Raw genomic sequence first — 12,645 nt, 5'->3', positions numbered from 1 at the left:
AAAATATAAACAATTATCGATAAAAGATGATTATCGGGAGATACGGCCGCAGAGCTTCTCCGCACCGGGACGCCGCTTCCCCCTTGAGGCCTCAGCGCGGCGAAGTCTTCCGCCACAACACCAGCGTCCCCAGCAAACCTGCCAGGATCGAACCGCCAAGCACCCCAAGCTTGAGCTTCGCTTCAAAATCAGCGCTCAACCCCTGGAAGGCCAGGCCGCCGATGAACAGGCTCATGGTGAAACCGATTCCGCACAGCATGCAAACGCCCACGAATTGGCGCGTGCTGGCGCCGGCCGGCGCGCTGGCCAGGCCGCTGCGTATCATCAGCCAGCTGGCACCGAAGACGCCGATGGTCTTGCCCAGCACCAGCCCGGCGGCAATGCCTAGCGGGACCGGATCGAGCAGGCTGTCCACGGACATCCCCCGCAGCGACACGCCGGCATTGGCGAAGGCGAACATCGGCAACACCAGGAAAGCCACCCATGGATGCAGGCCGTGCTCCAGCGCGCCGGCCAGCGGTTGCTCCTTCTTGTCCCGCATCGGGATGGCCAGCGCCGTCAATACCCCGGCCAGCGTGGCGTGAATGCCCGACTTCAGCACGCACACCCAGATCGCCAGGCCGACCACGATATAAACGTCGGCCCGCCGCACGCCTGCGCGGTTGAGCAGCAGCAGCACGATGCTGCCAACGCCGGCCGACACCAGCATGCTCAGCGACAGGCTTTCGGTATAGAACAGCGCGATGACGACGATGGCGCCGAGGTCGTCGATAATCGCCACGGCGGTCAGGAATACCTTGAGCGAGGTCGGCACGCGCGAGCCCAGCAGCATCACGATGCCGATGGCGAAAGCGATGTCGGTCGCCGCAGGAATCGCCCAGCCGCGCAATGCCGCCGCATCGCCCCAGTTGATCGCGGCATAGATCGCCGCCGGCACCGCCATGCCGCCCAGGGCCGCCACCGCAGGCAGGATGGCCTGGCGACGCGAAGCCAGCTCCCCTTCCAAGAACTCCCGCTTGATCTCAAGCCCGACCAGGAAAAAGAACACGGCCATCCACAGGTCGTTGACCCACAACAGCAGCGGCTTGGACAGTACGATCAGCCCGCCGATATCGACCGTGCCCTGGATGCGCGTGAAATTGCCATAGAGGTCGCGCCATGGCGAATTGCTGATGACCAGCGCCAGCACGGCGGCGATAGCCAGCACGATGCCGCCGGCCGCCTCATTCTCGAAAAACTTCATGAAGGCCTTGCCGCCGCTGCGGCTGTGGTGTGCATTGCTCAAATCGATACTCCTTGCCAGCTCATCATTAACCAAGGGCAGACTGTACCAACTGTGGCGCGATTTTCCAAATCGGCCGTCTTGCGCAACGGCATGGCGCTGCTTGAGCATATTAACGCCTATGTCATGCTCGAATTCATTGGGATATCGTCGCCAATCGCGGCAAGCGCTGATCGCACGCCCTCCGTTCATGCAAAAAAGGCCAGCATCGCTGCCGGCCTTTTTTGCATTGGCGCCGCCGTCAGGACGGCTTGAACGCCAGGTAACTCGTGATGAATTCCCGCAGCACCGGCTTGAGCTTGCCGGACAGCACCGCATCCAGCGCATAGGGCGCCTGCTCTTCCATGTAGCTGCGCTGCGCCAGTTCCAGCTGCACCGCGTGCACCTTGTCGGCAGGCCGGCCATAGTTGCGGGTGATGTAGCCGCCCTTGAAACGGCCGTTGAGCACCGCCGGATAATGCGGCGCCAATGCCTGCGCCTGCTTGAGCAAGGCTTCGGCCACGCCGGGAGCGCAGGACTGGCCGCTGGCCGAACCGAAGTTGAACACCGGCAGTTCGCCCTCGAACAGGTGCGGGATCACCGAGCGGATCGAATGCGCATCCCACAGCAAGGCGTAGCCGTGGATGGACTTAAGACGTTCCAGCTCGGCCTGCAGCGCATCGTGGTAAGGCTGCCAGTACAGCGGCAGGCGGCGCGCGACTTCGTCATCGTCCGGCGCCATGCCCGGCTTGTACAGCGGCACGTTGTCGAAGGTGGTCAGCGGGCACAGGCCGGTGGTGTTCTGCCCCGGATACAGGCTCTTGCCGTCGGCCGGGCGGTTCAGGTCGATGACATAGCGCGAATACAACGGACGGATTACGGATACGCCCAGTTCGCCCGCGAAGTCGTACAGGTCTTCGATATGCCAGTCGGTGTCGTCCACCTGCAGACCGACGTCGCTGAAGGCGGGCTGCAACTCCTCCGGCAGCAGCGTGCCGACGTGGGGCATGGAGATCAGCAAGGGCGATGTGCCCTGCCGCAGCTTGAATACTTCCTGGGTCATTGTTGCATCCTCAATCTTTCTCAATCGTTGAGCAAGTGCGACACGGTCGCACGGTAATCGGCGCGCGCCTGTTCTTCCAGCGCATGGCGTCCCCCGGCTACCACCTGGCGGCCGCCGACGAAGACGTCGCGCACCGGATTGCCCTGGTGTTCGCAAAACACCAGGGCCGACAGCAACTGCTCCGGGCCGCGGCCGGCCAGGTTGACGTCCTCGCCATCGAGCACCGCGAAGTCGGCGCGCTGCCCTGCGGCCAGTCCGGCCACAGCCCGCCCGGCAGCGAGCGCGCCGCCGGATACCGCCTGCGCGAACAGGCGGTCGGCCACGGCCGGCTGCGCTTGGGAGGCGAGCATGTTGCGGCGGCGATGGTGCAGGCGCTGCCCATATTCGAGCAGGCGCAGCTCCGAACGCAGGTCGATGGCGATGTTGCTGTCCGAGCCGATGCCCCAGTTGGCGCCGTCGGCCAGCAGGCGCGGCGCATCGATAATGCCGTCGCCGAGATTGGCTTCGGTGGTGGGGCACAGGCCCGCCACGGCGCCGCTCTGGGCCACGGCGCGGTACTCGTCGTCCGCCATGTGGGTGGCGTGCACCAGGCACCAGCGGGCATCGAGCTCCTGCAATGAAAGCAACAACTGTACCGGACGCTTGCCGCACCAGGCCAGGCAGTCGTCGACTTCCTTGGTCTGCTCGGCGATGTGGATGTGGATCGGCGCATCGGCCCCATGCGCCGATGCGCGCACGCCGCCGACCAGTTCGGCCAGGCCGTCGGCGGCGACCGCGCGCAGCGAATGCGGCGCCACGCCGTAGCGGCGCATGCCGTTCTCCGGCAATACGCGCTGCAGGCGTTCGCGCAGTTCCAGCATCCATTGCGGCGACGAGATGAAACGCGCCTGGTGCGGCATCGGGGCGATGCCGCCGAAGCCGCCATGCTGGTACAGCACCGGCAGTAGCGTCATGCCGATGCCGGCGTCCTGCGCCGCCTGCATCACGCGCAGCGACAGCTCGGCCGGGTCGGCATAGGCGGCGCCGCCTTCGGCGTGGTGCAGGTAATGGAATTCGCACACCGAGGTGTAGCCGGCCTTGAGCATCTCGATGTAGAGATGGCGCGCGATCGCTTCCATGTGTTGCGGCTGCAGCCGCTGGGCGAAGCGGTACATCAGCGTGCGCCAGCTCCAGAAGGAATCGGTCGGGCTGCCCATGGTCTCGGTCAGGCCGGCCATGGCGCGCTGGAAGGCATGCGAATGCAGGTTGGGCATGCCGGGAATCACCGGGCCGGCGGCCTGCGCCGCGCCGCCGCACACGCTGCCGGGCGTGGCCTGGATCAGGTTGCCGACGGCGTCCCAGCGCAGCAGCACGTCGCTGCGCCATCCCTCGGGCAGCAATGCGCGCGGGCAGAACAGCGCGCCATCGGCGGAATTGTTGTCTTGCTCGGTGTGAGTGTGCATGGACTCACCTTTCCCGTTCTTTGCATGGTTGAATGACACCGCGCGCCGGCTGGCGGCCACGGGCAGCGGATCAGGTCTTGCGGCGGATACGGATGGCCAGCGCCAGCGCGCCGGCCGCGCACAGCAAGTCGGGCAGGAGCGCGCCTTCACGCAGCCTGACGAATTCGCCCGCGCGCAGTTGCAGCAGCATCCCGGAGGCGTCGGAAAGACAGGCCGCGCCTTGCGCGACATACAGCAATACCGTATCGGCCGGAAGCCGGCGGGAATTCTGCTCGCTCAGCGCCACCACTTCGCCGCTGGCCAGATCGCGCCGCACCATCAGGTTGAAATCCAGGGTGGGCGCGCCGTGCAGGCTGACCGACACCTCCGCCTCGCCGGCAAAGGAAAACGGCGCGAAGCATTGGCGCAGGTCGTGTATTTGCGCGCCGTCGGCATGCATGGTGAAACCGCCGCCCTCCAGCAATACGATGGTGCGGTCGATGCCGGCAAAAGTCGAAAAGACGCCATCGCGCCCGACATCGGCCACGCTGGCGCGCCAGGCGAAGGAGGAGAAATCCGCCTCGGGCGGCTCCACGCACAGCTCGCGCGTCTGCCCGCCTTCGTTTTTCCAGGGCACCGCGGCAATCCGCGCGAGACTGCCGCTGGCGATGATGGCGTCGCCGGCTTGCGCCTTCGGGAAAGCCTCAGCCGCCATGGGCCGCCTCGCGCGCGAGCATGGTCTGCAGGAAGCTGCGGGTGCGCGCTTCCCTGGGCGCGGTAAAGATATCGGCCGGCGCGCCGGCCTCGACGATGCTGCCATGGTCCATCACCACCACCACATCGGCCACCTCGCGGGCGAAGCCCATCTCATGGGTGACGATCAGCATGGTCATGCCTTCGGCGGCCAGGTCCTTCATCACCTGCAGCACTTCGCCCACCAGTTCGGGGTCGAGCGCGGAGGTCGGCTCGTCGAACAGCATCACCTTGGGTTCCATCGCCAGCGCGCGGGCGATCGCCACGCGCTGCTTCTGGCCGCCGGAGAGCGTGCCGGGGTAGACCTTGGCCTTGTGCGCCAGGCCCACCTTCTCCAGCAGGCGCATGCCCTGCTCTTCGGCCTGCTTGCGCGGCGCTCCGCGCAGGCAGGTCGGCGCCAGCGTGATGTTGTCCAGCACGGTGAGATGCGGGAACAGGTTGAACGACTGGAACACCATGCCGACCTCGGCGCGCAGCTCGTCCAGCCGGGCTTCAGGCATCATGCGCCCGGCTTGCACCACCGGGTGTCCGCACACCGTGACGGTGCCGCCTTCGGCGGTTTCCAGGCCGTTCAGGCAGCGCAGGAAGGTGCTTTTTCCCGAGCCGCTGGGGCCGATCACCACCACCACCTGGCTGGGCTGCACGGCGAAGTCGATGTCCTTGAGCACCACATGGTCGCCGAAGGATTTCTTCAGGCCCTTGATGTCGACGATGGCTTGCGTCATCACACTCTCCCTTCCGAACGCAGTACTTTCTCGATCCGGCGCAGGATCAGGGTGGTCACGCTGGTGAGGATCAGGTAGATCGCGGCGATGACCAGGTAAACCTCCAGCGAGCGGTAGCTCACGCTGATGATCTTTTCGCCCTCGTGCATCAGGTCGGCGATGGTCAAGAGCGACACCAGCGCCGAGTTCTTGATCAGCGCGATGAATTCATTGCCCAGCGGCGGGATCATGCGCACGAAAGCCTGCGGCAGGATCACGCGGCGCATCGCCATCTTGTACGGCAAGCCGAGCGAGCGGGCTGCCTCCATCTGGCCGCGCTCGATGGACTGGATCGAACCTCGCACGATCTCGGAAACATAGGCGCCGCTGTAGATGCCCAGGCCGAGGATGCCGCATACATAGGCCGGCAGCAGGATGCCGAAATGCGGCAGGCCGAAGAACCAGATGAACAATTGCACCAGCAGCGGCGTGCCGCGCACCAGGGTCAGGTAGACGGTGCAGATGCCATAGATGATGCGGCGCTGCGGCGACAGGCGCCCCAGCCCGACCAGCAGGCCCAGCAGGCAGCCCAGCACCAAGGCGGCGGCAGTGATTTCCACCGTGACCGCGGTGCCGGTGGCAAGCGAATGCCAGCTTTCCCATACCGGCGAAAAGTCGAAATCCATGTGGGCTCCGGAAAATTGAAATGCGAATTGAAATGCAGAATGCACAACCGCGCCGGCTTGCCGCCGTGCAGGTCGATTGAAAAAGAAGAAAGCCGCCGCGGCCGCGCTCGCCGTCACGATGGCAATGGCGGCGCGGCGCTCAGGCCGGCATTACTCGCTCTTGCCGAACCACTTGTCGGTCAACGCGGTATAGGTGCCGTTCACGCGCAGGGTCTGCAGGGCGCGGTTCAACTGCTGCGCCAGTTCGGTATCGCTCTTGCGCATGGCGAAACCGTACAGCTCGGTGGTCAGGCCCTTGTCCAGCACGCGCACCAGCGGCTGGGTGCGGGCGTATTCCACCGCGGCCGGGCGGCCGGTGACGGCGGCATTGACGCGGCCGGTGGCCAGCAGGTCGAACATGGCCTGGTTCTTCTCGACCTCGACGCGCTCCACGCCGGGGAAGTTGTCCTTGAGGTAGGCCACCGACTTGGTGCCGACCTGCACCGATACCTTCTTGCCGCGGTTCAGGTCGTCCGGCACCTTGATGCTCTGGTCGTCGCGGCGCACCAGCACAGCCAGGCCGCCGCGATAGTACGGGTCGCTGAAGTTGACCACCTTGCGGCGCTCATCGGTCATGTAGATGGCCGATGCGGCGATGTCGAAGCGGTTGGAAATCAGGCCGGGGATCAGGCCCTTGAAGTCGATGTCCACCCATTGGATCTTCTTGCCCATGTTTTTGGCCAGCGCCTCCATCAGTTCGATGTCGAAGCCGGTGCGTTTGCCGTCCTTGACGAACTCCATCGGCGGGAAGGTCGCATCGGTGCCGACGCGGATCACGTTGTCGGCGGCCTGGGCCGCAGGGACGGCGGCGGACAAGGCGAAGACGGCCATACAGGCGCAGAGCAGCTTGGAAAATTTCATCATGTGTTCCTCAGTAAAAACGACGGATCGGACTGGTGCAGGATGATTTCCTGGCGGGATGACAACAACAAAACGCTCGGGCCGCTTCCCATGCCGTTTCAGCATGACTCCCTGTCGGCCTAGGCCCCAGGGCCTTTAACGAACAGGCCCTAACTTAAAAACGATTGCAAATGCGCTGCGCCGCTTCCACGGTCATGCGGATCAGCTCCTGCTCACGCGCCCCGACGCGCAATGCCGGCGCCATCAGCGTGATCGTGCCTTCCAGGCGGCCGTTGGACGTCATGATCGGCACCGAAACGCCCCAAACGCCGAGGTCGACCTCGCTCTCGCTGGTGGAATAGCCGCGGCGGCGAATCTCTTCAAGTTTCGCTTCCAGTGCGGCCGCTTCTTCCGGCTTGTCGCCCAACTGGTCGGCCAGCAGCTTTTGCTGCAGCTTGCGCGGCATGAACGCCAGCAGGCTTCTGGCCGATGCGCCTTTGTGCAGCTTATGCGCGCGGCCCTTGGTGAAGGAGCAGCGCAACGGCTGGGTGCTTTCTTCCATGGCGATGCAAACCATCTCGCCATTGGTATAGACCAGCAGGCCCACGCTCTCGCCGCTGCGCGCGACCAGCGCGCTGATCTCGTCCCGGCTTTGGCTGATCAGGTTGGAGTTCTGGTCGAAGCCCCAGGCCAGTTGCACGCCGGTCGGACCGGGTTCGAAGGTGCCGGAGTTCATGTGTTCCTGCAGCAGGCCCCACTTCTTGAGCGACGCCAGGTGGCGATAAACGGTGCTGACCGGCTGCTGCACCATGGCGGCAATCTGCTTGGCGCTCACAGGCTTGCCGGCGCGCGCCACGCCAGCCAGAACATGAAGTACGCGATCGACGGTGGTCGAGGTTTGAGGAGAGTCCATGGACGCAATATAAGTTTAAATTCTCAGTTTTGGATTTAATTTCCCGTGGGTAGAGAAATTTTCTTTAAAAATTTAAGAAGCTATTTCAGCTTTCTCAAATGGCGGCAAATTTTCTCACCTGCGATCCGAATTGACTCATGCTATTTTTTAACCGAATCAAGATAGAAATATTTAATTGTCGACACTTGCAAAACATTTCATGCAAAGTGCTATGATTAAATCAATAAAACAGCCAACATTGTCGACACTATGAGCGAGTTGATCACTTTGCCGGGTTCGGAACGAGATGGGGAGACACTTTCGGAACATGTCTTCCGGAAAATCCAGACCGCCATCGTCCAGGGCGCCATCGCCCCCGGCAGCAAGATTTCCGAGCCGGAACTGGCGCGCACCTACGGCATCAGCCGCGGCCCTCTGCGCGAGGCGATCCATCGCCTGGAAGGCCAGAACCTGCTGGTGCGCGTGCCGCACGTCGGCGCGCGCGTGGTGTCGCTGACCCTGGAAGGCCTGGTCGAACTGTTCCAGATCCGCGAATCGCTGGAAGGCATGGCCTGCCGGCTGGCGGCCGAACGCATGAGCCGCGCCGAACTCGACGAACTGCGCCGCGTGCTGGACATGCACGAGAAGGATGAAGCCTTCCAGGCCGGGCGCGGCTACTACCAGCAGGAAGGCGACTACGACTTCCATTACAAGATCATCCAGGCCAGCGGCAACGCAATCCTCACGCGCATCCTGTGCGGCGAGCTGTACCAGCTGGCGCGCATGTACCGCATCCAGTATTCCGCCACCCCCAACCGTCCGCGCCACGCCTTCGCCGAACACCATCGCATCCTCGACGCGCTGGCCGACGGCGACGGCGAACTGGCCGACCTGCTGATGCGCCGGCACATCGGCGCCTCGCGCCGCAATATCGAGCACCAGATCGCACAGGCCAACGCACAGCGCGATCAAGCCTGACAACGACACCCATTTACCGAGACAACCACGAGCCATCCGCCATGAACACTCAATACCGCAAGCAACTGCCCGGCACCAAGCTGGACTATTTCGACGCCCGCGCCGCCGTCAACGCCATCCAGCCGGGCGCCTGGGACGGCCTGCCCTACACTTCGCGCGTGCTGGCCGAGAACCTGGTGCGCCGCTGCGACCCGGCCACGCTGACCGACTCGCTGCGCCAACTGATCGAGCGCCGCCGCGACCTGGATTTCCCCTGGTTCCCGGCGCGCGTGGTGTGCCATGACATCCTGGGCCAGACCGCGCTGGTCGACCTGGCCGGCCTGCGCGATGCGATCGCCGACATGGGCGGCGACCCGGCCAAGGTCAACCCGGTGGTGCCGGTGCAACTGATCGTGGATCATTCGCTGGCGGTGGAATGCGGCGGCGACGACCCGCAAGCCTTCGAGAAGAACCGCGCCATCGAAGACCGCCGCAACGAAGACCGCTTCCACTTCATCGACTGGACCAAGCTGGCCTTTGAAAACGTCGACGTGATCCCGCCCGGCAACGGCATCATGCACCAGATCAACCTGGAAAAAATGTCGCCGGTGATCTACACCAAGGACGGCGTGGCCTTCCCCGACACCCTGGTCGGCACCGACAGCCACACCCCGCACGTGGATGCACTGGGCGTGATCGCCATCGGCGTGGGCGGCCTGGAAGCCGAGAACGTGATGCTGGGCCGCGCCTCGTGGATGCGCCTGCCCGACATCGTCGGCGTCGAACTGACCGGCCGCCGCCAGCCCGGCATCACCGCCACCGACATCGTGCTGTCGCTGACCGAGTTCCTGCGCAAGCAGAAGGTGGTCGGCGCCTACCTGGAGTTCTATGGCGACGGCGCTTCCAGCCTGACCCTGGGCGACCGCGCCACGATCTCCAACATGGCACCGGAATACGGCGCTACCGCCGCCATGTTCTCGATCGACCAGCAGACCATCGACTACCTGAAGCTGACCGGCCGCGAAGATGAGCAGGTCAGGCTGGTGGAAACCTATGCCAGGGAAACCGGGCTGTGGTCCGACAGCCTGAAGGATGTCGAGTACGAGCGCGTGCTGCGCTTCGACCTCTCGACCGTGGTGCGCACGCTGGCCGGGCCGAGCAATCCGCACAAGCGCCTGCCGGTATCCGAACTGGCCGCGCAAGGCATCGCCGGCAAGGTGGAAAACGAGCCGGGCAAGATGCCCGACGGCGCCGTCATCATCGCCGCCATCACCAGTTGCACCAACACCAGCAACCCGCGCAACGTGATCGCCGCCGCCCTGCTGGCGCGCAACGCCAACCGCCTGGGCCTGCAGCGCAAGCCGTGGGTGAAGAGTTCGCTGGCGCCGGGATCGAAGGCGGTCGAACTGTACCTGGACGAAGCCGGCCTGACCGGCGACCTGGAAAAACTGGGCTTCGGCATCGTCGCCTTCGCCTGCACCACCTGCAACGGCATGTCGGGCGCGCTCGATCCCAAGATCCAGCAGGAAATCATCGACCGCGACCTGTACAGCACCGCCGTGCTGTCGGGCAACCGCAACTTCGATGGCCGCATCCACCCCTACGCCAAGCAAGCCTTCCTGGCCTCGCCGCCGCTGGTGGTGGCCTATGCGATTGCCGGCACCATCCGCTTCGACATCGAGCAGGACGTGCTGGGCACCACTGCCGACGGCAAAGAAATCCGCCTCAAAGACATCTGGCCCTCCGATGAAGAAATCGACGAAGTGGTCAAGGCCGCCGTCAAGCCGCAGCAATTCCGCAACGTCTACACCCCGATGTTCGCCGCCCGCGTCGACCGCGGCGCCAAGGTCAGCCCCTTGTACGACTGGCGCCCGCAAAGCACCTACATCCGCCGCCCGCCCTACTGGGAAGGCGCGCTGGCCGGCGAGCGCACGCTGCAAGGCATGCGGCCGCTGGCGGTGCTGGGCGACAACATCACCACCGACCACCTGTCGCCGTCCAACGCCATCCTGCTCGACAGCGCGGCCGGCGAATACCTGCACAAGATGGGCTTGCCGGAGGAAGACTTCAACTCCTACGCCACCCACCGCGGCGACCACCTGACCGCGCAGCGCGCCACCTTCGCCAATCCGAAGCTGTTCAATGAAATGGTGAAGAAGGCGGACGGCAGCGTGCAGCAAGGTTCGCTGGCGCGCCTGGAGCCGGAAGGCAAGGTCATGCGCATGTGGGAAACCATCGAAGCCTACATGGAGCGCAAGCAGCCGCTGATCATCATCGCCGGCGCCGACTACGGCCAGGGCTCTTCGCGCGACTGGGCCGCCAAGGGCGTGCGCCTGGCCGGCGTGGAAGCCATCGTGGCCGAAGGTTTCGAGCGCATCCACCGCACCAACCTGATCGGCATGGGCGTGCTGCCGCTGGAGTTCAAGGCCGGCGAGAACCGTAATACCTACGCCATCGACGGCACCGAGACCTATGACGTGATCGGCCAACGCCGCCCGCGCGCCGACCTGACGCTGGTGATCCGCCGCAAGAACGGCGAACGCGTCGAAGTGCCGGTGACCTGCCGCCTGGATACCGCCGAGGAAGTATCGATTTACGAAGCCGGCGGCGTGCTGCAGCGGTTTGCGCAGGACTTTTTGGAAGCCTCGGCCAATGCCGGCAAAAACGACCACAAGTCGGTTTGATGGATCTCTGAAGCAGTGACTCCGTTCGCCCTGAGTAGCGCGCAGCGCGTATCGAAGGGCAGCTTCGGTGCGCTGGCTTCGATACGCCGCTAAAGCGGCTACTCAGCCCGAACGGGCAAAAAGAAAAGGAATGCAAGCATGAGCCAAGTCCCCCAGATCCGCATCCCCGCCACCTACCTGCGCGGCGGCACCAGCAAGGGCGTGTTCTTCAAGCTGGATGACCTGCCCGAAGCCGCGCGCGTGCCCGGCCGCGCGCGCGACAAGCTGCTGCAGCGCGTGATCGGCAGCCCCGACCCCTACGGCAAGCAGATCGACGGCATGGGCGCCGCCACTTCCAGTACCAGCAAGACGGTGATCATTTCCAAGAGCGCCCGCCCCGGCCATGACGTCGACTACCTGTTCGGCCAGGTCTCGATCGACAAGGACTTCGTCGACTGGAGCGGCAACTGCGGCAACCTGTCGGCCGCGGTCGGCCCGTTCGCCATCGCCGCCGGTCTGGTCGCGGCGGACAAGGTGCCGCAGGACGGCATCGCCGTGGTGCGCATCTGGCAGGCCAACATCGGCAAGACCATCGTCGCCCACGTCCCCATCGCCAACGGCCAGGTGCAGGAAACCGGCGACTTCGAACTGGACGGCGTGACCTTCCCGGCGGCCGAAGTACAACTGGAATTCATGGACCCGGCCGCCGACGAAGACGGCGCCGGCGGCGCCATGTTCCCGACCGGGAACGTGGTCGACACGCTGGAGGTGCCCGGCGTCGGCAGCTTCCAGGCCACCATGATCAATGCCGGCATTCCCACCATCTTCCTCAACGCCGAAGACATCGGCTACACCGGCGCCGAGCTGCAGGACGCCATCAACGGCGACCCGGCCGCGCTGGCGCGCTTCGAGACCATCCGCGCGCACGGCGCCATCCGCATGGGTCTAATTACCAGGGTGGAAGAAGCCGCCACCCGCCAGCACACGCCCAAGGTGGCATTCGTGGCCAAGCCGCGGGATTACATCTCGTCCAGCGGCAAGCCGGTGACCGTCAAGGATGCCGACGTATTGGTGCGCGCGATGTCGATGGGCAAGCTGCACCACGCGATGATGGGCACCGCCGCCGTCGCCATCGGCACCGCTGCGGCGATCCCCGGCACGCTGGTGAACCTGGCCGCCGGCGGCGGCGAGCGCAACAACGTGCGCTTCGGCCACCCCTCCGGCACGCTGCGGGTAGGCGCCGAGGCCAAGCTGGAAAACGGACAGTGGGTCGTGACCAAGGCCATCATGAGCCGCAGCGCGCGGGTGCTGATGGAAGGCTGGGTGCGGGTGCCGGGCGACGCGTTCTGACCGGAAACGGTCAGCG

11 protein-coding genes are annotated in these 12,645 nt (G+C 64.9%); 3 read left to right on the top strand and 8 right to left on the bottom strand.

All coding sequences use genetic code 11. From position 1 onward, the window contains the following. Positions 1-91 precede the first annotated feature (91 nt). The 8 genes from nhaA to FB597_RS04590 all read right to left on the bottom strand — a co-directional run bounded on the left by nhaA (position 92) and on the right by FB597_RS04590 (position 7,680). Positions 92-1,243: a Na+/H+ antiporter NhaA gene (nhaA, locus tag FB597_RS04625; protein ID WP_141917082.1), complete on the bottom strand. Its 1,152-nt coding sequence runs from the start codon at positions 1,241-1,243 to the stop codon at positions 92-94. Positions 1,244-1,523: 280 nt separating this feature from the next. Continuing rightward, positions 1,524-2,324 carry an N-formylglutamate deformylase gene (hutG, locus tag FB597_RS04620; protein WP_141916888.1) on the bottom strand — a complete coding sequence of 267 codons (801 nt, stop codon included), beginning with the start codon at positions 2,322-2,324 and terminating at the stop codon, positions 1,524-1,526. Positions 2,325-2,344: 20 nt separating this feature from the next. Then, the gene (locus FB597_RS04615; protein WP_141916887.1) at positions 2,345-3,766 is read right to left on the bottom strand and encodes a formimidoylglutamate deiminase; all 1,422 of its coding nucleotides are present in this window, start codon (positions 3,764-3,766) and stop codon (positions 2,345-2,347) included. Positions 3,767-3,836: 70 nt separating this feature from the next. Then, positions 3,837-4,460, bottom strand: coding sequence for a HutD family protein (locus FB597_RS04610; protein ID WP_141916885.1), 624 nt, complete (start codon positions 4,458-4,460; stop codon positions 3,837-3,839). Further along, entirely contained in the window at positions 4,450-5,223 is a 774-nt protein-coding gene (locus FB597_RS04605) for an amino acid ABC transporter ATP-binding protein (protein ID WP_141916882.1), read from the bottom strand. The genes FB597_RS04610 and FB597_RS04605 overlap by 11 nt, the downstream gene beginning before the upstream one ends. After that, entirely contained in the window at positions 5,223-5,888 is a 666-nt protein-coding gene (locus tag FB597_RS04600; RefSeq protein WP_050468880.1) for an amino acid ABC transporter permease, read from the bottom strand. The genes FB597_RS04605 and FB597_RS04600 overlap by 1 nt, the downstream gene beginning before the upstream one ends. 150 nt (positions 5,889-6,038) lie before the next feature. Then, positions 6,039-6,788, bottom strand: a complete 750-nt coding sequence (locus tag FB597_RS04595; RefSeq protein ID WP_141917079.1) for a glutamine ABC transporter substrate-binding protein — start codon at positions 6,786-6,788, stop codon at positions 6,039-6,041. A gap of 154 nt (positions 6,789-6,942) precedes the next feature. Continuing rightward, positions 6,943-7,680: an IclR family transcriptional regulator gene (locus FB597_RS04590; RefSeq protein ID WP_141916880.1), complete on the bottom strand. Its 738-nt coding sequence runs from the start codon at positions 7,678-7,680 to the stop codon at positions 6,943-6,945. Positions 7,681-7,929: 249 nt separating this feature from the next. Here FB597_RS04590 and FB597_RS04585 point away from each other — a divergent pair, with 249 nt between their 5' ends. The 3 genes from FB597_RS04585 to prpF all read left to right on the top strand — a co-directional run bounded on the left by FB597_RS04585 (position 7,930) and on the right by prpF (position 12,629). Beyond that, positions 7,930-8,637, top strand: a complete 708-nt coding sequence (locus tag FB597_RS04585; protein WP_141916877.1) for a GntR family transcriptional regulator — start codon at positions 7,930-7,932, stop codon at positions 8,635-8,637. Between the two features lie 41 nt (positions 8,638-8,678). Beyond that, positions 8,679-11,300: a Fe/S-dependent 2-methylisocitrate dehydratase AcnD gene (gene acnD / locus FB597_RS04580; protein ID WP_141916873.1), complete on the top strand. Its 2,622-nt coding sequence runs from the start codon at positions 8,679-8,681 to the stop codon at positions 11,298-11,300. 138 nt (positions 11,301-11,438) lie between these two features. Continuing rightward, on the top strand, positions 11,439-12,629 hold the full coding sequence (gene prpF / locus FB597_RS04575; RefSeq protein WP_141916870.1) for a 2-methylaconitate cis-trans isomerase PrpF: 1,191 nt from the start codon (positions 11,439-11,441) through the stop codon (positions 12,627-12,629). Positions 12,630-12,645: the final 16 nt, after the last annotated feature.

It is taken from the genome of Herbaspirillum sp. SJZ099 (assembly GCF_007828355.1).
In the GTDB taxonomy this organism is placed as follows: domain Bacteria; phylum Pseudomonadota; class Gammaproteobacteria; order Burkholderiales; family Burkholderiaceae_D; genus Herbaspirillum.
Note: the sequence above shows the minus strand (reverse complement) of the source record. Positions and strands in the feature narration are given on the sequence as shown.

Excerpts from the sequence above, each read along its gene's own strand:
- FB597_RS04615 (WP_141916887.1), bottom strand. The coding sequence starts at position 3,766 with ATGCACACTCACACCGAGCAAGACAACAATTCCGCCGATGGCGCGCTG.
- FB597_RS04585 (WP_141916877.1), top strand. The coding sequence starts at position 7,930 with ATGAGCGAGTTGATCACTTTGCCGGGTTCGGAACGAGATGGGGAGACA.
- FB597_RS04595 (WP_141917079.1), bottom strand. The coding sequence starts at position 6,788 with ATGAAATTTTCCAAGCTGCTCTGCGCCTGTATGGCCGTCTTCGCCTTG.
- hutG (WP_141916888.1), bottom strand. The coding sequence starts at position 2,324 with ATGACCCAGGAAGTATTCAAGCTGCGGCAGGGCACATCGCCCTTGCTG.
- FB597_RS04590 (WP_141916880.1), bottom strand. The coding sequence starts at position 7,680 with ATGGACTCTCCTCAAACCTCGACCACCGTCGATCGCGTACTTCATGTT.
- FB597_RS04605 (WP_141916882.1), bottom strand. The coding sequence starts at position 5,223 with ATGACGCAAGCCATCGTCGACATCAAGGGCCTGAAGAAATCCTTCGGC.
- nhaA (WP_141917082.1), bottom strand. The coding sequence starts at position 1,243 with ATGAAGTTTTTCGAGAATGAGGCGGCCGGCGGCATCGTGCTGGCTATC.
- FB597_RS04600 (WP_050468880.1), bottom strand. The coding sequence starts at position 5,888 with ATGGATTTCGACTTTTCGCCGGTATGGGAAAGCTGGCATTCGCTTGCC.
- prpF (WP_141916870.1), top strand. The coding sequence starts at position 11,439 with ATGAGCCAAGTCCCCCAGATCCGCATCCCCGCCACCTACCTGCGCGGC.
- FB597_RS04610 (WP_141916885.1), bottom strand. The coding sequence starts at position 4,460 with ATGGCGGCTGAGGCTTTCCCGAAGGCGCAAGCCGGCGACGCCATCATC.
- acnD (WP_141916873.1), top strand. The coding sequence starts at position 8,679 with ATGAACACTCAATACCGCAAGCAACTGCCCGGCACCAAGCTGGACTAT.